Origin of the sequence: Burkholderia sp. AU39826 (assembly GCF_020419965.1) — a bacterium.
Taxonomy (GTDB): Bacteria; Pseudomonadota; Gammaproteobacteria; order Burkholderiales; family Burkholderiaceae; genus Burkholderia; species Burkholderia semiarida.
The window spans coordinates 953,122-974,300 of the sequence record NZ_JAIZQG010000001.1 but is presented as its reverse complement, the minus strand read 5'-3'; the positions used below and the strand labels follow the sequence as shown (position 1 = coordinate 974,300).

The window sequence follows — 21,179 nt, the reverse complement described above, 5'->3', positions numbered from 1 at the left end:
CCAGGGTGCGTGTCGCCGCTGGCGAAGCGGGTCAGCGCCAGCGCAAGCCCGTCACCTATGGGCGCGAACAGGCCTTGACCTTCCCCGTCGGTCGGAAGCTGCCCCGATGCGGAACCCGCGAGGACGAACCCTGCAAGAAACGGAAGGAAAGGCGCGTTTTCGGCCGGTCGTTTAATCGTATGCCTCGTTGCGCGGTTCCGGATCGCTTGATTTGGAAATGATCATTTCCTATAATGCCGCATGGCGACGAAAAATGCACCGAACGTTGGCAGGCCGCGAGAATTCGACATGGAGCAAGCGCTGGACGGCTTCATCCGCGTCTTTCGCGAGCGTGGCTATCATGCGACTTCCATCGGCGATCTGTCCCGGGAGACAGGGCTCACCACCGGCAGTCTTTACAAGGCTTTTGCGGACAAGAACGCCATATTCGTTGCCGCGTTGAACCGGTACGTCGATCGGCGCGCGAGCGAACTCAACACGATCCTTGCCGATGAAAGGAACGGACGGGACAAGGTGCGCGCGCTGTTGCGTTTTTATGCGGACGTCTCGCATGGAGACGAGGGCCGAAAGGGCTGTCTGGTCGTGGGCGGCGCTATTGTTCTCGGTACGTTGGATAGCGAGATCGCCGACATCGTTCACAAATCGATGCAGCGGGTCGAGCGTCTCCTTCGCGATTTGATCAGGCAGGGGCAGGCCGATGGGTCCGTCGATGCCGCGCTGAACGCACAAGCCACGTCGAGCTGTCTGTTCGCCATGGTGCAGGGGCTTCGAGTGGTGGGTAAGCTCGGCCAACGCCGCAGCGATATGTCGATGCTGGTCGACGAGGCCATGCGGCTGCTCAACTAGGGTAGAGCGTCATCCCTTGGGTAACTCGATGTGAAGTAACACGCGAAACCACGCGTGCGCGCGATCTGGTTCTGTCGAATTGGGAAACGACTATTTCCCAATGCCATTGCTCGCGCTGCGCGTGGTGAACCATCATCCAGGAAAGTCGATTCCATAGAGAGGACGAACTTATGCACCAGCATCAATCGACCGCGGATTCTTTGCCGCTTGCGACCACACCCTATTTTCGCGAAGACCCGCGGCTCAGCGGCTTTCGTCATCGGTTCGATACGGTGGACGGGGTGCGCCTTCATTATGTCGAAGGCGGCCGCACCGACGGCGAGACCATTGTGTTGCTCGCGGGGTTTCCGGAAAGCTGGTACGCGTGGCGCAGAATCATGTCCCTGCTCGCGGACGAATTCAGGATCGTGGCGCCGGATCTTCCCGGGCAAGGCGACTCGGACCGGCCGCTCACCGGGTATGACACGCAGACCGTCGCGACAACGCTTGCGCGCCTGCTGGAGCGGCAAAATATCTCGCGCTTTTACCTGGCCGCTCACGACGTCGGCGCATGGGTCGCCTATCCGTTTGCGGCGATGTATCCCGATTCAGTGAAGCGCGTGGCGTTGCTCGACGCCGGGATACCCGGCATCACGCTGCCCGACGCACTGCCGATCGAGCCTCGTAGCGCATGGCGCACGTGGCACTTTGCATTCCATGCGGTAGCCGACCTGCCGGAGACGTTGATCGCCGGCAGGGAGCGCGCGTATCTCGATTGGTTCTTGCGTCGCAAGGCGGCAAATCCCGAATCGTTCTCCGACGCGGATATCGACGAGTACGTCCGGGTGTTCACCAGGGACGGCGGGTTGCGAGCGGGCCTGGCATTTTATCGGGCCGTGTCGGAATCGTCGGCCCAGAACCGCAAGCTGCAGGCGCGAGGAAAGCTGAAGATGCCCGTGCTCGCTGTCAGTGCCGACCAGGGATCCATACCCGACATGGCAGGGCCGCTCGGACATGTCGCGGAAGACGTGACGGCTGCGACGATCGCATATAGCGGGCATTTCATCCCTGAGGAACAACCGCAGGCGCTGGCGCGCGCGTTGCGCAATTTCTTCCGGTAGCACGTCGCCGCGAGTCGATTGCAAGGGCTGGAGCGGCCCACGACGGCCGACATGGTGCGCGGAGGCAAGCCCCGTCGTGCGGCACGCGCCTGTGCCGCACGCGCTGCCGCGCTTGCCGGGTAATGCTTATCCGGGTATCGCGTGTACCACCCAACTCACTGTTTTTATTCGCTTTTTTCGTTATCGTGGTACTCCAATGGCCGATTTTGCGTGGCATAATCGATCGCATCCGCAAGGCTTGTAGTCACAACGACCCCGCATACCCATGGCACAGACTCTCTACGACAAACTGTGGAACACCCACGTGGTCCACACCGAGGAAGACGGCACGACCCTGCTCTACATCGACCGTCAACTGCTGCATGAAGTCACGAGCCCGCAGGCATTCGAAGGGCTGAAGATCGCGCAGCGCCCGGTGTGGCGCATCAGCGCGAACCTGGCCGTGTCGGACCACAACGTGCCGACGACGGACCGCAGCCACGGCATCGCCGATCCCGTCTCGAAGCTGCAGGTCGACACGCTCGACGCGAACTGCGATGCATTCGGCATCACGCAGTTCAAGATGAACGACGTGCGCCAGGGCATCGTCCACATCATCGGGCCGGAACAGGGCGCGACGCTGCCGGGCATGACGATCGTGTGCGGCGATTCGCATACGTCGACGCACGGCGCGTTCGGCGCGCTCGCGCACGGCATCGGCACGTCCGAAGTCGAGCACGTGCTCGCGACGCAGACCCTGCTGCAGAAGAAGAGCAAGAACATGCTCGTGAAGGTCGAGGGCGCGCTGCCGCGCGGCTGTACCGCGAAGGACATCGTGCTCGCGATCATCGGCAAGATCGGCACGGCAGGCGGCACGGGCTACGCGATCGAATTCGGCGGCTCGACCATTCGCGCGCTGACGATGGAAGGCCGCATGACCGTCTGCAACATGGCGATCGAGGCCGGCGCGCGCGCGGGCATGGTCGCGGTGGACGACACGACGATCGACTACCTGAAGGGCCGTCCGTTCGTGCCGACCGGCGCGGAATGGGATCAGGCCGTCGAGTACTGGCGCCAGTTCAAGTCGGACGACGGCGCGCAGTTCGACCGCGTGGTCGAGCTGAACGCGGCCGAGATCGTCCCGCAGGTCACGTGGGGCACGTCGCCGGAAATGGTCACGTCGATCGACGGTCGCGTGCCCGATCCCGAGCGCGAGAAGGATCCGGTCAAGCGCGACGCGATGGAGCGCGCGCTGGCGTACATGGCGCTCGAGCCGAACACGCCGATCGAATCGATCAAGGTCGACAAGATCTTCATCGGTTCGTGCACGAACGCCCGGATCGAGGACATCCGCGCGGCCGCGTACGTCGTGAAGAAGCTGAACCGCCGCATCGCGTCGAACGTGCGGCTCGCGATGGTCGTGCCGGGCTCGGGCCTCGTGAAGGCGCAGGCCGAGCGCGAAGGGCTCGACAAGGTGTTCACCGATGCGGGCTTCGAATGGCGCGAGCCGGGCTGCTCGATGTGCCTCGCGATGAACGCCGACCGGCTCGAGCCGGGCGAGCGCTGCGCGTCGACGTCGAACCGCAACTTCGAAGGCCGGCAAGGCGCGGGCGGTCGCACGCACCTCGTGAGCCCCGCGATGGCGGCGGCCGCGGCGATCGAAGGCCACTTCGTCGACATTCGCCAGCTGGGGTGACGCGTGACGGCATCGAAAGTCATCGCGCGGCTGGTTGCCGCGCTGGCGCTGGCGGGGCTGGGTTTCGGCCTGGCCGGCTGCAATACCGTCCGCGGCTTCGGTGAAGACGTCAACGCCGCCGGCAGCGCGCTGAAGCGCGCCGCGGAGTGACGGTTCCCGCCGAGAATTTGTCGATGTGCGCCGGCTGACTGCCGGCCCTTCAACCGGATAGACGGATCATGGAAAAATTCACTGTACATACCGGCGTCGTGGCGCCGCTCGATCGCGAGAACGTCGACACCGACGCGATCATCCCGAAGCAGTTCCTGAAGTCGATCAAGCGCACGGGCTTCGGTCCGAACGCGTTCGACGAATGGCGTTACCTCGATCACGGCGAGCCGGGCCAGGACAACTCGAAGCGTCCGCTGAACCCGGACTTCGTGCTGAACCAGCCGCGCTACCAGGGTGCATCGGTGCTGCTCGCCCGCAAGAACTTCGGTTGCGGGAGCTCGCGCGAACACGCGCCGTGGGCGCTGCAGCAGTACGGCTTCCGCGCGATCATCGCGCCGAGCTTCGCGGATATCTTCTTCAACAACTGCTACAAGAATGGCCTGCTGCCGATCGTGCTGACCGAGCAGCAGGTCGATCACCTGTTCAGCGACACGTACGCGTTCAACGGCTACCAGCTGACGATCGACCTCGACGCGCAGGTCGTGCGCGCGGGCGACGGCCGCGAGTATCCGTTCGAGATCGCCGCGTTCCGCAAGTACTGCCTGCTGAACGGCTTCGACGACATCGGCCTCACGCTGCGCCACGCGGACAAGATCCGCCAGTTCGAAGCGGAGCGGCTCGTGAAGCAGCCGTGGCTCAGCACCAAGCTGGTCGGCTGAGCGCGCGTTGCAGGCGGGCGCGCCGTGCGTGCGCTCGCCGGCCTGCCTCCATAACACCCTACCCAGTCAGGAATTTCGCATGAAGATTGCAGTGCTGCCCGGCGACGGCATCGGTCCGGAAATCGTCAATGAAGCGGTGAAGGTGCTGAACGCACTCGACGAGAAGTTCGAACTCGAACAGGCGCCGGTCGGCGGCGCGGGCTACGAGGCGAGCGGCCATCCGCTGCCCGACGCGACGCTGGCGCTCGCGAAGCAGGCCGACGCGATCCTGTTCGGCGCGGTCGGCGACTGGAAGTACGACTCGCTCGAGCGCGCGCTGCGCCCCGAGCAGGCGATCCTCGGGCTGCGCAAGCACCTCGAGCTGTTCGCGAATTTCCGCCCGGCGATCTGCTATCCGCAGCTCGTCGATGCGTCGCCGCTGAAGCCGGAGCTCGTCGCGGGCCTCGACATCCTGATCGTGCGCGAACTGAACGGCGACATCTACTTCGGCCAGCCGCGCGGCGTGCGGGCGGCGCCGGACGGCCCGTTCGCCGGCGAGCGCGAAGGCTTCGACACGATGCGCTATTCGGAACCGGAAGTGCGCCGTATCGCGCACGTCGCGTTCCAGGCCGCGCAAAAGCGCGCGAAGAAGCTGCTGTCGGTCGACAAGTCGAACGTGCTGGAGACGTCGCAGTTCTGGCGCGACATCATGATCGACGTGTCGAAGGAGTACGCGGACGTCGAGCTGTCGCACATGTACGTCGACAACGCGGCGATGCAGCTCGCGAAGGCGCCGAAGCAGTTCGACGTGATCGTCACCGGCAACATGTTCGGCGACATCCTGTCGGATGAGGCGTCGATGCTGACGGGCTCGATCGGCATGCTGCCGTCCGCGTCGCTCGACAAGCACAACAAGGGGCTGTACGAGCCGTCGCACGGTTCGGCGCCGGACATCGCGGGCAAGGGCATCGCGAACCCGCTCGCGACGATCCTGTCGGCCGCGATGCTGCTGCGCTATTCGCTGAATCGCGCGGAGCAGGCCGATCGTATCGAGCGCGCGGTGAAAACGGTGCTCGAACAAGGCTACCGCACGGGCGACATCGCGACGCCGGGCTGCAAGCAGGTCGGCACGGCGGCGATGGGCGATGCGGTGGTCGCCGCGCTGTAAGCGTGGGAAATGAAGTGCGGTAACTAATGTGGAAAAGGGCGCGAACGGGCCGTGAAAATCGGCCGGTTCGCGCGCGGTTGGCCGTTGTGCGGGCCACCGGCTTTGTGTAGACTCGAACGATGGCGCTGATTTCCCTGATCTCCCCGGTCCTGAAACTCCACGGCAACACTGCCCGTGCGGGTGCGCGCGCCATCGTCATCACGAAAACCATTACCACGAAAACGATCATTAAACGCTGATCGCCGTCGTGCCCGCCTGTTTCCCCGCGCGGTCACGCGGGGACGGAAATGGCGGGGAAGCTCCATTCAAAGCAAAGGGTTAGTCATGAACGTAGGTCTCGTAGGTTGGCGCGGCATGGTCGGCAGCGTCCTGATGCAGCGCATGCAGGAAGAGGGCGATTTCGACCTGATCGAACCGGTGTTTTTCAGCACCAGCAACACGGGCGGCAAGGCGCCGTCGTTCGCGAAAAACGAGACCACGCTCAAGGACGCGACCAGCGTCGACGAGCTGAAGAAGTGCGACGTGATCATCACGTGCCAGGGCGGCGACTACACGAACGACGTGTTCCCGAAGCTGCGCGCGGCCGGCTGGAACGGCTACTGGATCGATGCGGCATCGTCGCTGCGGATGAACGACGACGCGGTCATCATCCTCGATCCGGTCAACCTCGACGTGATCAAGGACGCGCTCGTCAAGGGCACGAAGAACTTCATCGGCGGCAACTGCACGGTCAGCCTGATGCTGATGGCGCTCGGCGGCCTGTTCCGCGAGAATCTCGTCGACTGGATGACGGCGATGACCTACCAGGCCGCATCGGGCGCGGGCGCGCAGAACATGCGTGAGCTGCTGTCGCAGATGGGCACGCTGAACGGCGCGGTACAGGAACAGCTCGCCGATCCGGCCTCCGCGATCCTCGACATCGACCGCCGCGTGCTGGCGGCGATGAACAGCGACGCGATGCCGACGAGCCAGTTCGGCGTGCCGCTCGCCGGTTCGCTGATCCCGTGGATCGACAAGGATCTCGGCAACGGGATGTCGAAGGAAGAGTGGAAGGGCGGCGCGGAAACCAACAAGATCCTCGGCAAGCCGGCGATGGGCGAACCGGGCTCGATCCCGGTCGACGGGCTGTGCGTGCGGATCGGTGCGATGCGCTGCCACTCGCAGGCGCTGACGATCAAGCTGAAGAAGGACGTGCCGCTCGACGAGATCAACGGCATCCTCGCATCGGCGAACGACTGGGTGAAGGTCGTGCCGAACGAGCGTGAAGCGTCGATGCGCGACCTGTCGCCGGCGAAGATCACCGGCACGCTGTCGGTGCCGGTCGGCCGCCTGCGCAAGCTCGCGATGGGCGGCGAATACCTGTCGGCGTTCACGGTCGGCGATCAGCTGCTGTGGGGCGCGGCCGAGCCGCTGCGCCGCATGCTGCGCATCCTGCTCGACAAGTAAGCACGCTGGCTGCCCGGCTAGCGGGCCGGGCTGCACGATACGACGCGCCGCGTCGGCCTCGAGATTCGGGGCCGGCGCGGCGCGTTTTTCATGGGCGGTTCAGCGCAGGTTCAGCAACGTCTGGTCGACGGCCTGCTGGGTCTTGATCGTCTGCGCATTCGCCTGGTAATTGCGTTGCGCGGTGATCAGGTTCACGAGCTCGGTGGTCAGGTTGACGTTCGCGTTTTCGAGCGCGCTGCCCTGCAGCGTGCCGTGGTTCGTGCTGCCCGGCGCGGAGATCTGCGGCACGCCCGACGCAGCCGTTTCCGCATACTGGTTGCCGCCGATGTTCACGAGCCCGTTCGGGTTGTTGAAGTTCGCGAGCGCGATCAGGCCGAGCACCGTGCTCTGTCCGTTCGAATAGTTGCCGGTCAGCTTGCCGTCGCTGCCGATCGAGAACGTCGTCAGCGTGCCGCTCGCGAAGCCGTCCTGCGCGAGATTGTTCACGCCGTCCTTGCCGCCGTATTGCGTCGTGCCGCCCAGGTCGAGCGTCAGGTTCTGCGGATTGGCGCCGCCCGTCGTGTTCGGGATCGAGAACGCGAACTGGCCGAGGCTCGGCGTCGGCTGCCCGGTCGCTGCCGACGTCGTCGAGCTGATCCGACCCGATGCGTCGAACGTGACGGTGCCGAGATGCGTCGGCGTCTGCCCCTGCACGCCCGCGTAGGCCTGCCACGTGCCGGCCGCGCTCTTTGCGAAGTACATCGTGATCTGCTGCGAGCCGCCGAGCGTGTCGTAGACCTGGATCGACGAGTTGTAGTTGAACGTCGTGTTGTCGGTCGCGTTGAACGGCGTCTTGGCCGGCACCTTGTCCTGCGCGTTCAGGTTGAACTGGCCGGTGATCTTGTTCGTCGCGCGCGGCGCGATGTTGCTGGTCGGCGCCTGCAGCGGCACGGTCTGCGCGGTGTTGATCGCGCCGCCGGCGCTTGCCGCATAGCCCATCAGGTTGCGGCCTTGCGCGTCGACGATCGCGCCGTTCTTGTCGCGGTGGAACGTGCCGTCGCGCGAGTACGTGGTCACGCCGTTGCTCGACATCTGGAAGAAGCCGTTGCCGTTGATCGCGACGTCGAGCGACGACTTCGTCGTATTGATGGTGCCCTGGCCGAAATTCTGTTGCACCGACGCGAGCCGCGTACCGATGCCGATCTGCGTGTTGACCGACGTCGCGACCGAATTCGCGTACATGTCCGCGAAGTTCGCGCGCCCCTGCTTGAAGCCGACCGTGTTTGCGTTCGCGATGTTGTTGCCGATCACGTCGAGGTTGCTCGACGCGCCGGCCAACCCGCTCAAACCCTGCTGATAGCCCATGTTCGTCCCCGTAACGAGCTGGTAGTGAATGCAGTCGTGCGACTGCGCGATGGCCCTCTGGTCCTTCACGGCATCGGTCCGACCGCGAAGTCGAAATATGCCGATTCCCGGTTGAAGGCGATCGTATCGACGGCAACGGTTGGGTCTGTGTAATTTTGTGTAATGAAATTGAATTAATGCGGAAAAGATCGCTTTTGTATGACAAGCGGGTGGGCGCAAGGCGATGAAAGCCTTATGGGGCGAGGCTTTGGTGATGTGGATTTTCATTTCGCCGATAAGGGGGATGAACTGCCTTCTTATCGACGAATTGAAATTTGTTGGTTCCGGATTGATTGCCGGCTGGGATTATTTGGATTTCCTGCGGCTAATTCTTTAACGGCTGGCGGGGCGGGTCATTGAGGGAGTGCTTGCGATGCTGTCGCCGTGATCCTGCGGTGGACGCGCAGTGAGCACCGAAAGGCCGCGTCATTCGAGCAGGGGGCGATGCTGTTGCGAGACGGTTTTCGACAGCGCGCGTGGGGGTGTTCTGGTCGATCGAATGCACGGGTTGCGGCAGGCGGACCCGCCCGACGCGCGCGCCGGCTGGCGACGAATTCGGCCGGAACTCGAGCGCGTGAAGTAAACTACGCGGTTACGACGCACAGACCCGCCGAAAGCGTCGCGTTTCGCGCGGCGCTTTTGCATTTCTGCAGCAACTTTATTGACGCTTCCAACCGCGAATCCGAGCCGCGCCCGCGCGCGGCGATAGAGCCAACGATGTCCCGAATTTCCTTGTTTCCGCGTCAGTCCCGTCTGTCGCGCGCCGTGCGTGGGGCGCTGACGATCCTGGCGCTCGGCGCAGCCGCATCGGCGTGGGCAGTCGGCACCGGCGAACTGCCGGCGTCCGCCGCCGGCGCCGCCGCACCGCTTACCGTGACGGTCCAGCCGGGCCAGTCGCTGAACGACATCGCGAAAGCGGCCACGCAATCGCACGACCCGGCCGTGCTCGCGCGCGCCGCCCGTGCGCTGTTCGACGCCAATCCGCAGGCGTTCATGAAGCGCGACGCGAGCCGGCTGAAAGTCGGCGCGACGCTGACCGTGCCCGCGCTCGACGCCACCGGCGCGGCGCTCGTGCCGGCCGGCGCGTCCGCTGCCTCCGGTGCGACGGCCGCTTCCGCGCCCGCCGCCGCATCGGGTGGGGCGGCGATCGCGCAGCACGGCGCATCCGCGCCGCATCCTGGCTCGGCGGTGCAATCCGCGCCGGTGGCGTCGGCCGTGCATGCGGCTCCGGTGAGCGGTGCGAGTGCGCCGGCGGCGGGGGCGGCGGTTTCGATCGGTGCTTCGGCTTCGACCGGTGCTTCGGCTTCGACCGGGGCGGCGGCCGCACAGGGCGCGTCGGGTATCGACAGCACGCAGCCGGCGGCGCCCACGGGCGGTGCCAGCGGCCCGCATGTATGGAGCGGGGCGATCCAGTCGGCGCCGCCGTCCGCGAGCGAGGCGGCGGGGCAGGCGGTGCCGGGCAGCCCGGTTTCCGGCGTGCGCGAACCGGCCGGCGCGGCGCCTGCCGTGGGAGCGTCGCAGCCCCGGCCGTCGAGCTTGCAGCAATTGCTGGCGTTGAAGAATCGCGTGCTGATGGAGTTGCAGAAGCACGGCATCGGCAAACCGGCGACGACGACCGGCGTCGCGCCTGCGCCGGCTCCGGCGCCCGCCGCGCCGCGTCCGGCCGCGAATGACGCGAGTGCGTCGGCCGCTGCATCGACGGCGGACGAAGCCGCGTCGGGTGTGGCAGCCAGTGCGCCGCGCCCGGCATCGGCTTCCGTGCAACCGATCGCGCCCGTCGCGACACCGGCACGTCGTACGGAACAGATGGACTGGCGCCCGGCCGCCGCGGCCGGTGCAGCCGTGATCGTGCTCGCGGCCGGCTTCGTATGGCGCAAGCGCCGGAAGGGTCGCCGCGCGGACGACGCGGGTGCCGATACGACTGCTGCCGCAGCAGGCGGCGCCGCGGCTGCGGAAGCGGAAGCCGCGCCGTCCGTCGAACGTGAACTGCCGATCACGCCCGAAATGCCGATCGCACGCGATGCGGCGTCCGACATGAATCTTGCCGCGGCGACTGCCGCGGCGGCCGAGACGGTCGAGTCGCCCGTAGCGGACACATCGACTGCGCCTGAAGTGGCGGCACCGCGCGACGAGTCGCCCGAATTGCCGGCTGCCGACGCTGCCGTGTCGCCCGCGAACGACGCGACTCCGGTTCCGGATGAGGCTCCGCCCGACGCAGAACCGGCGGAAAAAAACACTGGCGCCGACAAGAAGGCCGAGCCGACCGAGCCGACCGCCGCATCCGTCGCCCCTTCGACGACCGAAGCACAGCACGCGACGCTGATGCAGAACGCGATCAGTGCGCTCAACAGTCTCGACATGCCGTTGCCGCCGCGGGCGGCGGACGAGCCGTCGTTGACGCCGGAGGCGCTCTCCGCGCGGGCAGCACAGCCCGACACCGACAAAATCGCAACTAACGGTCAATCCGCCCAGCACCCGCCGATGGGTTCGGATGAAACGACACCGGAACATCCGGTCGACCACGACGACGAGTTCGACTGGGATCCGGACGCGGCGACGCCCGCCGGCCAAGCGGGCGGCCCGCCTGCGGCGACATCGCTGCCGCCGCTCGGCGGCGCGCAGTTCGGCGCGCTGAAGCTCGATTTCGATCTCGACCTGCCGTCCACCCCGGGCGCCGCACTGCCCGCGCTCACCGCGGACGAGCTCGCGCGCATCGCGCGCAACAAGCTCGACCTCGCGGCCGAATACGTCGAGCTGGGCGATCTGGCCGGCGCGCGGACGCTGCTGCAGGAAGTGGTCGACGCGAACGACGCCGCGACGCGCGACGATGCACGCGCGCTGCTCGCGAAACTGGCGGACGAGGCGTGATGCGGATCGCGCTGGGCATCCAGTACGACGGCGCGGCGTTCTGCGGCTGGCAGGCGCAGCCGCACGGCAAGACCGTGCAGGACCGGCTCGAGCATGCGCTCGCCGAGTTCGCGCGGGTGCCGCTGCACACGACGGTGGCCGGGCGCACCGATACCGGCGTGCACGGGCTCGGGCAGGTCGTGCATTTCGACACGGATCTCGAGCGCGAGGTGTTCTCGTGGGTGCGCGGCACCAACGCGTTCCTGCCGCCGACCGTGTCGGTGCAATGGGCGAAGCCGATGCCGGACACGTTCCATGCGCGCTTCTCGGCGTTCGAGCGCACCTATTACTACGCGCTGTACGTGCATCCCGTGCGTTCGCCGATGCTGGCCGGGCGCGCGGGCTGGATCCACACGCCGCTCGACGACGACGCGATGCGCGCCGCCGCCGCGCACCTGATCGGCGAGCATGATTTTTCGTCGTTCCGGTCGTCGGAATGCCAATCGAAGACGCCGGTCAAACACCTGTATCAGATCGACGTGCGGCGCGCCGGGCATTTCATCCATTTCCGCTTTCGCGCGAACGCGTTCCTGCATCACATGGTGCGCAACCTGATGGGCTGCCTCGTCGCGGTCGGGCGCGGCCGCTATCCGGCCGACTGGCTCGCCGACGTGCTGGCCGGGCGCGACCGCAACCTCGCCGCACCCACGTTCATGGCCGACGGGCTGTACCTCGCCCACGTCGGCTACCCGGCGGAATTCGCCGTCCCGCCCGCGCAGCTCGGCAGCGTGCCGTGGAGCAGCGTCTGGGCCGATCTGGACCCACAATCATGACGGATCACGTCGTGTCCCCTTCGAGTTCCGCCGTGGCGGCGAGCGTGCCGCCGCGCACGCGCATCAAGCTGTGCGGGCTGTCGCGGCCCGAGGACGTGCTGCACGCGGCAGCCCTCGGCGCCGATGCGATCGGCCTCGTGTTCTATCCGAAGAGCCCGCGCGCGGTGACGATCGCGCAGGCGGCCGAGCTGGCGAGTCTGGCGCCGCCGTTCGTCTCGGTGGTCGGACTGTTCGTGAATGCGACCGAGGCCGAGATCGAAGCCGTCGTGCGCGACGTGCCGCTCACGATGCTGCAGCTCCACGGCGACGAGACGCCGGCGCAGTGCGACGCGCTCGGCCGCGCGGCGCGCCTGCCGTGGTTGCGCGCGGTGCGCGTCGGCCCCTCGACGCAGCGTGCCGATTTGGTAGAATCGGCTCTTCATTATTCGAAAGCGCGCGGCCTCCTGTTCGACACCCTGGTGCCGGATTACGGCGGTAGCGGCAAGGTCTTCGATTGGTCTCTTATTCCCGCAGAGCTCGCGCGTCGGGCCGTTTTGAGTGGTGGCTTGAACGCGCAAAACGTCGGTGATGCGATCCGCCAGCTGCGTCCGTTTGCTGTCGATGTCTCCAGTGGCATCGAAGTGGAGGGCGCGAAGGGCGTGAAGGATCACGCCCGGATGGCGGCGTTCGTACGCGCGGTGCGCGAAGCGGACGCCGGGTGATGCAAGCCGGTGCGGCCCCGCAGGCGGGGCGCACCGACCGATCGAGAGAGACACCATGTACAACCTTCCTGATGATCGTGGCCATTTCGGCCCGTATGGCGGCGTGTTCGTCGCCGAGACGCTGATTCACGCGCTGGACGAACTGCGCGCGGCGTATGAAAAGTTCCAGAACGATCCCGATTTCGTCGCCGAATTCGAGCGCGAGCTGAAGCATTTCGTCGGCCGTCCGTCGCCGATCTACCACGCGCAGCGCTGGAGCGAGACGCTCGGCGGCGCGCAGATCTACCTGAAGCGTGAAGACCTGAACCACACGGGCGCGCACAAGATCAACAACGTGATCGGCCAGGCGCTGCTCGCGAAGCGCATGGGCAAGAAGCGCGTGATTGCGGAAACGGGCGCCGGTCAGCACGGCGTCGCGACCGCGACCATCTGCGCGCGCTTCGGGATGGAGTGCGTCGTCTACATGGGCGCCGAGGACGTGCGTCGGCAGGCCGCGAACGTGTACCGGATGAAGCTGCTGGGCGCGACGGTCGTGCCGGTCGAATCGGGTTCGCGCACGCTGAAGGACGCGCTGAACGAAGCGATGCGCGACTGGGTCACGAACATCGAAAGCACGTTCTACATCATCGGCACGGTCGCGGGCCCGCACCCGTACCCGATGATGGTGCGCGACTTCCAGCGCGTGATCGGCGACGAGTGCAAGGTGCAGATGCCCGAGCTCGCGGGCCGGCAGCCCGACGCGGTGATCGCCTGCGTCGGCGGCGGGTCGAACGCGATGGGCATTTTCTATCCGTACATCGACGATACGTCGGTGCAGCTGATCGGCGTCGAAGCGGCCGGCGACGGCCTCGACACGGGCCATCACGCGGCGTCGCTGATCGCCGGCAGCCCGGGCGTGCTGCACGGCAATCGCACGTACCTGCTGCAGGACGACAACGGCCAGATCATCGAGACGCATTCGGTGTCGGCGGGCCTCGACTATCCGGGCGTCGGCCCCGAGCACGCATGGCTGAAGGACAGCGGCCGCGCGCAGTACGTGCCGATCACCGACGCGGAAGCGTTGAAGGCGTTCCACGACTGCTGCCGGATCGAGGGGATCATTCCCGCGCTCGAGTCGAGCCACGCGATCGCGTATGGCGTGAAGCTCGCGCCGACGTTGCCGAAGGACAAGATCCTGCTCGTCAACCTGTCGGGCCGCGGCGACAAGGACATGCACACGGTCGCCGAGCGATCGGGCATCGCGCTCTGACCCCGACCGATGCGTGACCTGATCGAAGAGCCGGGCGGCGGCGCCGCGAGCGAGGCGGAGGCGGTTCAGCCGGCCGCCGCCGTGCCGCGCGCGCTGCCGCCCGGTATCGAACTGCACAACCGCGATTTCCTGACCGATGCCGCGCACTTGCCGGATGCGTCGATCGACCTGATCGTCGCCGATCCGCCGTACGGGCTCGGCAAGGACTACGGCAACGATTCGGACAAGCGTTCGGGCGACGATTTCCTCGCGTGGACGCGCGAGTGGCTCGAACTCGCGATTCCGAAGCTGAAGCCGAGCGGGTCGATGTACATCTTCTGCACGTGGCAGTACGCGCCGGAAATCTTCAGTTTCCTGAAGACGCAACTCACGATGGTCAACGAGATCATCTGGGACCGGCGCGTGCCGAGCATGGGCGGCACGACGCGCCGTTTCACGTCGGTGCACGACAACATCGGCTTTTTCGCGGTTTCCAAAGCGTATTACTTCGATCTCGATCCGGTCCGCATCCCGTACGACGCCGACACGAAGAAGGCCCGCTCGCGCAAGCTGTTCGAAGGCAGCAAGTGGCTGGAGATGGGCTACAACCCGAAGGACGTCTGGTCGGTCTCGCGCCTGCACCGGCAGCACGCGGAGCGCGTCGATCATCCGACCCAGAAGCCGCTGGAAATCATCGAGCGGATGGTGCTCGCAAGCTGCCCGCCGGGCGGCCGCGTGCTCGATCCGTTCATGGGCAGCGGCACGACCGCGGTGGCCTGCGCACGGCAGGGGCGCGACTTCGTCGGCTACGAGATCAACGAAAGCTATTGTGCGATCGCGCACGAGCGCGTGAGCGCGCTCGCCGCGCCGGCGTGCGCGTGAATCGCGCCGCCGCCGAATGCACTGAGGAAAATTGCCATGTCCCGTATTCAGCAGACCTTCGCCGCACTCGCGGAACAAGGCCGTAAGGGCCTGATCCCGTTCATCACGGCCGGCGACCCGGACCCCGCGAAAACCGTCGAATTCATGCACGCGCTCGCCGCCGGCGGCGCGGACGTGATCGAACTCGGCGTGCCGTTCTCGGACCCGATGGCCGACGGCCCGGTGATCCAGCGCTCGTCGGAGCGCGCGCTCGCGCGCGGCGTCACGTTGAAGAGCGTGCTCGCCGACGTGAAGCGTTTTCGCGAAACCGACCCCAAAACCCCCGTCGTGCTGATGGGCTATGCGAACCCGATCGAACGGATGGGTGTCGACGCGTTCGCGGCCGAAGCGCACGCGGCCGGCGTCGACGGCGTGCTGGTGGTCGACTATCCGCCGGAAGAGGCGGGCGTGTTCGCCGAAAAGATGCGGGCCGCGCAGATCGATCCGATCTTCCTGCTCGCGCCGACGTCGACCGACGAGCGCATCGCCGACGTCGGCAAGATCGCGAGCGGCTACGTGTATTACGTGTCGCTCAAGGGCGTGACCGGCGCGGGAAATCTGGATGTTTCGAGCATTGCAGGTAAAATCCCGGCCATCAAGTCGCGCGTGCCGGTTCCGGTGGGTGTCGGCTTCGGTATCCGCGACGCCGAAACGGCGCGTGCGGTGGCCGAAGTGTCGGACGCCGTCGTGATCGGCAGCCGCCTCGTGCAACTGCTCGAGAGCGCCGCGCCGGAAGGTGCCGCCGCCGCGCTGAAGACGTTCATCGCCGAGCTGCGCGTCGCCCTGGACGGTGCCGGCAACACGGCGCGATAAACACAACACAGGAAGCGGGAACGGGCCGCGTCGGCCCGCCCCGCCACGGAACAGGAAACCATACGATGAGCTGGCTCGACAAACTGTTGCCGCCGAAGATCAAGCAGACCGACCCGAAAAGCCGCAAGGGCATTCCGGAAGGCCTGTGGGTCAAGTGCCCGTCCTGCGAGGCCGTTCTCTATCGCAACGACGTGGACGCGAACCTGCACGTGTGCCCGAAGTGCGATCACCACATGCGCATCGGCGCGCGCGAGCGCCTCGACGGGCTGCTCGATCCGGAAGGCCGCTACGAGATCGGCCAGGAAGTCGTGCCGGTCGACTCGCTGAAGTTCAAGGACAGCCGCAAGTACCCCGATCGTCTGAAGGAAGCGATGGACGAAACCGGCGAGACCGACGCGATGGTCGTGATGGGCGGCGCGATCCATACGCTGCCGGTCGTGGCAGCGTGCTTCGAATTCTCGTTCATGGGCGGCTCGATGGGTTCGGTCGTCGGCGAGCGCTTCGCGCGCGGTGCGCAGAACGCGCTGGAGCAGCACGTGCCGTTCATCTGCTTCACGGCATCGGGCGGCGCACGGATGCAGGAGAGCCTGCTGTCGCTGATGCAGATGGCCAAGACCACCGCGATGCTGACCAAGCTGGCCGAAGCGAAGCTGCCGTTCATTTCGGTGCTGACCGACCCGACGATGGGCGGCGTGTCGGCGAGCTTCGCGTTCCTCGGCGACGTCGTGATCGCGGAGCCGAAGGCGCTGATCGGCTTCGCCGGCCCGCGCGTGATCGAGCAGACGGTCCGCGAGAAGCTGCCCGAAGGCTTCCAGCGCGCCGAATTCCTGCTGAAGACGGGCGCGATCGACATGATCGTCGACCGTCGCAAGATGCGCGACGAGATCGCGCAGTTGCTCGCGCTGCTGCAGCGACAGCCGGCCGACGCGCTGGCCTGACCGGCGCAACGTCGTGACTCCGCGCGTCGCCTGGCTTCTCAGGCGGCGCGCTTTGCTTTTTGGCGTAGTGGCGGTACCGATCCAGATTTGATCCGATGAGCACATTTCCCACTCTCGACGCGTGGCTTTCGCATCTCGAACGCGCGCACCCGGTCGGCATCGACATGGGCCTGACCCGCATCGGGCAGGTCAAGGCGGCGCTGCAGCTCGAATTCGCGTGCCCGGTGATCACCGTCGGCGGCACGAACGGCAAGGGCTCGACCTGCGCGTTCCTCGAGACGATTCTCGTGCGCGCGGGTTACAAGGTCGGCTGCCACACGTCGCCGCACCTGCTCGCATTCAACGAGCGCGCGCGCGTGAACGGGCAGAACGTGACCGACGACGAACTGCTGCCGCACTTCGAGGCCGTCGAAGCCGCGCGCACGTCGCTGGCCGAGCCCGTGTCGCTCACGTATTTCGAATTCACGACGCTCGCGATCCTGCATCTGTTCGCCTCGCGCGGGCTCGACGCGGTGATCCTCGAAGTCGGCCTCGGCGGCCGGCTCGATGCGGTGAACATCATCGACACCGATTGCGCGATCGTCACGAGCATCGACATCGATCACACCGAATACCTCGGCGACACGCGCGAGAAGATCGCGTTCGAGAAGGCGGGGATCTTCCGCGCGGGCAAGCCGGCGATCTGCGGCGATCCGGCCGCGCCGCAGACGCTCGTCGACCACGCCGAAGCGATCGGCGCCGACCTGTGGCTCGTCGGCCGCGATTTCCGCTACGAGGCGCAGGCAGGGGCCGAGCGCCAGCAATGGAGCTACCTCGGCCGCGACAAGCGCTATCCGGCGCTCGCGTATCCGGCGCTGCGCGGCGCGAACCAGCTGATCAACGCGTCGGCCGCGCTCGCCGCGCTCGAGGCGCTGCGCCCGGTGCTGCCGGTGTCCGCGCAGGACATCCGGCTCGGGCTCGCGAACGTCGAGCTGCCGGGGCGCTTCCAGGTGCTGCCCGGCAAGCCGGCGATCGTGCTCGACGTCGCGCACAACCCGCATGCGTCGGCCGTGCTCGAGCAGAACCTCGGCAACATGGGTTTCTTCCCGTACACGTACGCGGTGTTCGGCGCGATGCACGACAAGGACATCGACGGCGTGCTGCAGCACCTGAAGGGCGAGATCGACCACTGGTGCGTGACCGACCTGCCGCTGCCGCGCGCGGCCTCCGCGGAGCAGCTCGAAGCCGCGCTGCGCAAGGCCGGCGTGGAGGAGGGGCCCGATTCGAGCGTGACGCGTTACGCGTCGCCCGCGGAAGCGTTTCGCGATGCACTAAAAAGAGCATCCGAGAATGATAGAATCGTGGTTTTCGGCAGTTTCCATACGGTTGCCGGCGTGCTGGCCTACCGTAAATCGCAGCAACACTGACTGACGGGCAGTTTCGGACTCAGCCATTCATGGGAATTTTCTCGTTCGGCAAGAAAGACGACGACGCGCCCCCGCGGCGCGGCGGTCGCACCGGGGCCTCCCGGAACGTGCGCACGGAGCGCACTGAACGCGTCGAGCGCCGCACGCGCCGCACCGAGCGTCCGGAATCGGACGCACTGCTCCTCGATCCGACCCTTCCTGAAAAGCAACGCGCGCGCCGTCGCCTCGTCGGCGCGATCGCGCTCGTCGTGGCCGCCGTGATCGTGCTCCCGATGGTGCTCGACTCGCACCCGAAGCCGGTCACCGACGACATCGCGATCGACATCCCGAACCGGCCCGCGCACCAGGCGGTCGCGCCGCGCGACGACGACGTGTCCGACGTGCAGGCGGGCGTCGCGCACGACGAACCGCCCGCATCCGACGCGGCCGTGGCGGCCGCACCGGCGCCCGCGCCGAAGGACGCCGCCAAGCCGGCCGCGAAACCCGATACGACCACCACCGCGAGCGTGACGCCGCCGAAGCCCGCGCCGAAGCCGGCCGCTCCGGCGGCGAAACCGGCCGCGCCGAAGCCTGCGCCCGCAACCGTCGCGAATGCCGGCGCCGCGAGCCCGGACGGCGGCGACGCATCGTCGCCGGCGTCGCCGGCCGGTGCGCGCTTCGCGGTGCAGCTCGGTTCGTTCAAGGACGCCGCGACCGCCCGTTCGTGGGCCACCAAGTTGAAATCGGCGGGCGTGCCCGCATATGTCGAGCACAGCAAGCAGGCCGACGGCAGCACGGCTACACTGCTGCGTGCCGGCCCGTTCGCGGATCGTGCGGCGGCATCCGCCGCGATCGCGAAGGTGCGCGAAGCCGGACTGACGCAGTAACGTGCGATGCTGACGGCTTTCGACTACGCTGTATTGGCGGTGATCGCGTTGTCGGCGCTGCGCGGCGCGTGGCGCGGCTTCGTGTCCGAGATTTTCGGGCTGATCGGCTGGATCGCGGCGGTCGTGATCGCGGGCCGCTACGTCGGGCTGGTCGTGCCGTACATTCCGGCGAACTGGCCGGGCGGCGCGCTGACGCAGTGGGTGATCGCCTTCGCGTTGCTCGTGATCGGCGTCGTGCTGGTCGCCGGCGTGGCGAACGCGCTGCTGTCGCGGATCGCGCAGGCGAGCGGCCTGGGCGGCGTCGACCGCTCGCTGGGCATGATGTTCGGGCTCGTCCGCGGCTGTGTGCTGGTGGTGCTGCTGGTCGCGGCGGCCGGGCTGACCGAACTGCCCAAACAGGATTTCTGGCGCAATGCGCTATTGCGTCCTTTTGCCGAACAGGGCGTGCACGAGCTGAAGCAGCTCCTGCCCGACGGCATGGCCCAGTACGTACGCGTGTGACGGCGCGGCCGGGCAGGACGGAACCGATTTTGTCATCTTGAAGGACATGCCATGTGCGGCATCGTAGGCGTTATCTCCCAATCCCCTGTCAATCAGCTGATCTATGACAGCCTGCTGCTCCTGCAGCATCGCGGTCAGGACGCGGCGGGCATCGCGACGGCGGACGGCAGCAATTTCCACATGTACAAGGCGAACGGCATGGTGCGCGACGTGTTCCGCACGCGCAACATGCGCAGCCTGCCCGGCACCTACGGCATCGGCCAGGTACGCTACCCGACGGCCGGCTCGGCGTCGAGCGAGGCCGAGGCGCAGCCGTTCTACGTGAACGCGCCGTTCGGGATCATCCTCGCGCACAACGGCAACCTGACGAACTGGATGCAGCTGAAGGACGAGATGTTCCGGATCGACCGCCGGCACATCAACACCAACTCCGACAGCGAAGTGCTGCTCAACGTGTTCGCGCACGAGCTGCAACTGTCGACCACGGGCCTCGAGCTCGACCCGGCGTCGGTGTTCAAGGCGGTCTCGGGCGTGCATCGCCGCCTGCAGGGTTCGTACGCGATCGTGTCGCTGATCGCCGGCTACGGCCTGCTCGCGTTCCGCGACCCGTTCGGCATCCGCCCGCTGTGCATCGGCAAGCTCGAAACCGAGCATGGCACCGAATGGATGGTCGCGTCGGAGTCGGTGGCGGTCGAAGGCATCGGTTTCGAATTCGTGCGTGACCTGGAGCCGGGCGAAGCGGTCTTCATCGACAAGGCCGGCAACTTCCACAGCCAGCAGTGCGCGGAGAACCCGACGCTGAATCCGTGCATGTTCGAATACGTGTATCTGGCCCGTCCGGATTCGTGCCTCGACGGCGTGCCGGTGTACAACGTGCGCCTGCGCATGGGCGACTATCTCGCCGAGAAGATCAAGCGCGAACTGCCGAACGTGCCGATCGACGTCGTGATGCCGATTCCCGATTCGTCGCGCCCGGCCGCGATGCAGGTCGCCGCGAAGCTCGGCGTCGAGTACCGCGAAGGCTTCTTCAAGAACCGCTACGTCGGCCGCACGTTCATCATGCCGGGGCAGGCCGTGCGCAAGAAGTCGGTGCGCCAGAAGCTCAACGCGATGAGCATCGAGTTCAAGGACAAGCACGTGCTGATCGTCGACGATTCGATCGTGCGGGGCACGACCTCGCACGAAATCGTGCAGATGGCGCGTGATGCGGGTGCGAAGTCGGTGATCTTCGCGTCGGCTGCGCCGCCCGTGAAATTCCCGAACGTGTACGGCATCGACATGCCGACGCGTGGCGAGCTCGTCGCGCACGGCCGCACCGACGAAGAAGTCGCGAAGATCATCGGCGCCGATCACCTGATCTATCAGGACGTCGACGATCTGCGCCGCGCGGTGCGCGACATCAACCCGAAGCTCGAGCGCTTCGAGGCGTCGTGCTTCGACGGCAACTACATCACCGGCGCCGTGACGCCCGAGTACCTCGATGCGATCGAGCGCGCGCGCCTCACGCCGGCGTCGCAGGCCGATCGCGATACGGCCAGCGATACCGAGCGCTCGCAGATGAACCTGCAACTGTCGGTCGAGTAACTCACGCCGGCGCGCGCTTGGATCGAGGCGTGATAGGATGTGGCCTTGCGTCGATTTGATATCAGCTTGCGGACG

The 21,179-nt window shown here is 66.6% G+C and carries 20 protein-coding genes; 19 read left to right on the top strand and 1 reads right to left on the bottom strand.

The annotated features are described in order from the left end of the window. The first annotated feature begins 240 nt into the window (after nt 1–240). The 8 genes from LGM42_RS04310 (at nt 241) to asd (ending at nt 7,083) form a co-directional block, all read left to right on the top strand. On the top strand, nt 241–846 hold the full coding sequence (locus LGM42_RS04310; protein WP_226231637.1) for a TetR/AcrR family transcriptional regulator: 606 nt from the start codon (nt 241–243) through the stop codon (nt 844–846). 170 nt (nt 847–1,016) lie between these two features. Beyond that, a complete protein-coding gene (locus LGM42_RS04305) occupies nt 1,017–1,946 on the top strand; it encodes an alpha/beta fold hydrolase (protein ID WP_060311230.1) in 930 nt (309 codons plus the stop codon). Between the two features lie 265 nt (nt 1,947–2,211). After that, the gene (gene leuC / locus LGM42_RS04300) at nt 2,212–3,621 is read left to right on the top strand and encodes a 3-isopropylmalate dehydratase large subunit (protein WP_059582772.1); all 1,410 of its coding nucleotides are present in this window, start codon (nt 2,212–2,214) and stop codon (nt 3,619–3,621) included. A 3-nt stretch (nt 3,622–3,624) separates the two neighbouring features. Continuing rightward, a complete protein-coding gene (locus LGM42_RS04295; protein WP_011548098.1) occupies nt 3,625–3,771 on the top strand; it encodes an entericidin A/B family lipoprotein in 147 nt (48 codons plus the stop codon). 68 nt (nt 3,772–3,839) lie between these two features. Next, nucleotides 3,840–4,490 (top strand): 3-isopropylmalate dehydratase small subunit, encoded by a 651-nt coding sequence (gene leuD, locus LGM42_RS04290; protein WP_059582769.1) that lies wholly within the window; start codon nt 3,840–3,842, stop codon nt 4,488–4,490. Between the two features lie 79 nt (nt 4,491–4,569). Next, the gene (leuB, locus tag LGM42_RS04285; RefSeq protein ID WP_011548096.1) at nt 4,570–5,637 is read left to right on the top strand and encodes a 3-isopropylmalate dehydrogenase; all 1,068 of its coding nucleotides are present in this window, start codon (nt 4,570–4,572) and stop codon (nt 5,635–5,637) included. 119 nt (nt 5,638–5,756) lie between these two features. Continuing rightward, entirely contained in the window at nt 5,757–5,876 is a 120-nt protein-coding gene (locus LGM42_RS04280; RefSeq protein ID WP_006756675.1) for a hypothetical protein, read from the top strand. A gap of 85 nt (nt 5,877–5,961) precedes the next feature. Continuing rightward, nucleotides 5,962–7,083 carry an aspartate-semialdehyde dehydrogenase gene (gene asd / locus LGM42_RS04275; protein ID WP_226231636.1) on the top strand — a complete coding sequence of 374 codons (1,122 nt, stop codon included), beginning with the start codon at nt 5,962–5,964 and terminating at the stop codon, nt 7,081–7,083. Between the two features lie 99 nt (nt 7,084–7,182). On the opposite strand, the gene flgE is transcribed toward asd, so the two are convergent. Beyond that, a complete protein-coding gene (gene flgE, locus LGM42_RS04270) occupies nt 7,183–8,427 on the bottom strand; it encodes a flagellar hook protein FlgE (RefSeq protein ID WP_226231710.1) in 1,245 nt (414 codons plus the stop codon). A 756-nt stretch (nt 8,428–9,183) separates the two neighbouring features. Here flgE and LGM42_RS04265 point away from each other — a divergent pair. The 11 genes from LGM42_RS04265 to purF all read left to right on the top strand — a co-directional run bounded on the left by LGM42_RS04265 (nt 9,184) and on the right by purF (nt 21,104). Then, a complete protein-coding gene (locus LGM42_RS04265; RefSeq protein WP_226231635.1) occupies nt 9,184–11,334 on the top strand; it encodes a FimV/HubP family polar landmark protein in 2,151 nt (716 codons plus the stop codon). Beyond that, complete coding sequence (gene truA, locus LGM42_RS04260; protein WP_059582759.1) at nt 11,334–12,146, top strand: tRNA pseudouridine(38-40) synthase TruA; 813 nt, start codon at nt 11,334–11,336, stop codon at nt 12,144–12,146. The genes LGM42_RS04265 and truA overlap by 1 nt, the downstream gene beginning before the upstream one ends. After that, nucleotides 12,143–12,847, top strand: coding sequence for a phosphoribosylanthranilate isomerase (locus LGM42_RS04255; protein ID WP_226231634.1), 705 nt, complete (start codon nt 12,143–12,145; stop codon nt 12,845–12,847). The genes truA and LGM42_RS04255 overlap by 4 nt, the downstream gene beginning before the upstream one ends. A gap of 55 nt (nt 12,848–12,902) precedes the next feature. Beyond that, nucleotides 12,903–14,096, top strand: a complete 1,194-nt coding sequence (gene trpB, locus LGM42_RS04250) for a tryptophan synthase subunit beta (RefSeq protein WP_059582753.1) — start codon at nt 12,903–12,905, stop codon at nt 14,094–14,096. 9 nt (nt 14,097–14,105) lie between these two features. Then, entirely contained in the window at nt 14,106–14,957 is an 852-nt protein-coding gene (locus LGM42_RS04245) for a DNA-methyltransferase (RefSeq protein WP_060311227.1), read from the top strand. A gap of 36 nt (nt 14,958–14,993) precedes the next feature. Then, nucleotides 14,994–15,809: a tryptophan synthase subunit alpha gene (trpA, locus tag LGM42_RS04240; RefSeq protein WP_226231633.1), complete on the top strand. Its 816-nt coding sequence runs from the start codon at nt 14,994–14,996 to the stop codon at nt 15,807–15,809. A 65-nt stretch (nt 15,810–15,874) separates the two neighbouring features. Next, nucleotides 15,875–16,747, top strand: coding sequence for an acetyl-CoA carboxylase, carboxyltransferase subunit beta (gene accD / locus LGM42_RS04235; protein WP_040139428.1), 873 nt, complete (start codon nt 15,875–15,877; stop codon nt 16,745–16,747). Nucleotides 16,748–16,842: 95 nt separating this feature from the next. Continuing rightward, nucleotides 16,843–18,153, top strand: coding sequence for a bifunctional tetrahydrofolate synthase/dihydrofolate synthase (gene folC / locus LGM42_RS04230; protein ID WP_060311225.1), 1,311 nt, complete (start codon nt 16,843–16,845; stop codon nt 18,151–18,153). Nucleotides 18,154–18,182: 29 nt separating this feature from the next. Next, nucleotides 18,183–19,019, top strand: a complete 837-nt coding sequence (locus LGM42_RS04225) for an SPOR domain-containing protein (RefSeq protein WP_060311224.1) — start codon at nt 18,183–18,185, stop codon at nt 19,017–19,019. Between the two features lie 6 nt (nt 19,020–19,025). Next, a complete protein-coding gene (locus tag LGM42_RS04220; protein WP_059582742.1) occupies nt 19,026–19,520 on the top strand; it encodes a CvpA family protein in 495 nt (164 codons plus the stop codon). A gap of 51 nt (nt 19,521–19,571) precedes the next feature. Further along, nucleotides 19,572–21,104, top strand: a complete 1,533-nt coding sequence (purF, locus tag LGM42_RS04215) for an amidophosphoribosyltransferase (protein WP_059582739.1) — start codon at nt 19,572–19,574, stop codon at nt 21,102–21,104. Nucleotides 21,105–21,179: the final 75 nt, after the last annotated feature.

Excerpts from the sequence above, each read along its gene's own strand:
- LGM42_RS04310 (WP_226231637.1), top strand. The coding sequence starts at position 241 with ATGGCGACGAAAAATGCACCGAACGTTGGCAGGCCGCGAGAATTCGAC.
- LGM42_RS04305 (WP_060311230.1), top strand. The coding sequence starts at position 1,017 with ATGCACCAGCATCAATCGACCGCGGATTCTTTGCCGCTTGCGACCACA.
- leuC (WP_059582772.1), top strand. The coding sequence starts at position 2,212 with ATGGCACAGACTCTCTACGACAAACTGTGGAACACCCACGTGGTCCAC.
- leuD (WP_059582769.1), top strand. The coding sequence starts at position 3,840 with ATGGAAAAATTCACTGTACATACCGGCGTCGTGGCGCCGCTCGATCGC.
- leuB (WP_011548096.1), top strand. The coding sequence starts at position 4,570 with ATGAAGATTGCAGTGCTGCCCGGCGACGGCATCGGTCCGGAAATCGTC.
- LGM42_RS04280 (WP_006756675.1), top strand. The coding sequence starts at position 5,757 with ATGGCGCTGATTTCCCTGATCTCCCCGGTCCTGAAACTCCACGGCAAC.
- asd (WP_226231636.1), top strand. The coding sequence starts at position 5,962 with ATGAACGTAGGTCTCGTAGGTTGGCGCGGCATGGTCGGCAGCGTCCTG.
- flgE (WP_226231710.1), bottom strand. The coding sequence starts at position 8,427 with ATGGGCTATCAGCAGGGTTTGAGCGGGTTGGCCGGCGCGTCGAGCAAC.
- LGM42_RS04265 (WP_226231635.1), top strand. The coding sequence starts at position 9,184 with ATGTCCCGAATTTCCTTGTTTCCGCGTCAGTCCCGTCTGTCGCGCGCC.
- truA (WP_059582759.1), top strand. The coding sequence starts at position 11,334 with ATGCGGATCGCGCTGGGCATCCAGTACGACGGCGCGGCGTTCTGCGGC.
- LGM42_RS04255 (WP_226231634.1), top strand. The coding sequence starts at position 12,143 with ATGACGGATCACGTCGTGTCCCCTTCGAGTTCCGCCGTGGCGGCGAGC.
- trpB (WP_059582753.1), top strand. The coding sequence starts at position 12,903 with ATGTACAACCTTCCTGATGATCGTGGCCATTTCGGCCCGTATGGCGGC.
- LGM42_RS04245 (WP_060311227.1), top strand. The coding sequence starts at position 14,106 with ATGCGTGACCTGATCGAAGAGCCGGGCGGCGGCGCCGCGAGCGAGGCG.
- trpA (WP_226231633.1), top strand. The coding sequence starts at position 14,994 with ATGTCCCGTATTCAGCAGACCTTCGCCGCACTCGCGGAACAAGGCCGT.
- accD (WP_040139428.1), top strand. The coding sequence starts at position 15,875 with ATGAGCTGGCTCGACAAACTGTTGCCGCCGAAGATCAAGCAGACCGAC.
- folC (WP_060311225.1), top strand. The coding sequence starts at position 16,843 with ATGAGCACATTTCCCACTCTCGACGCGTGGCTTTCGCATCTCGAACGC.
- LGM42_RS04225 (WP_060311224.1), top strand. The coding sequence starts at position 18,183 with ATGGGAATTTTCTCGTTCGGCAAGAAAGACGACGACGCGCCCCCGCGG.
- LGM42_RS04220 (WP_059582742.1), top strand. The coding sequence starts at position 19,026 with ATGCTGACGGCTTTCGACTACGCTGTATTGGCGGTGATCGCGTTGTCG.
- purF (WP_059582739.1), top strand. The coding sequence starts at position 19,572 with ATGTGCGGCATCGTAGGCGTTATCTCCCAATCCCCTGTCAATCAGCTG.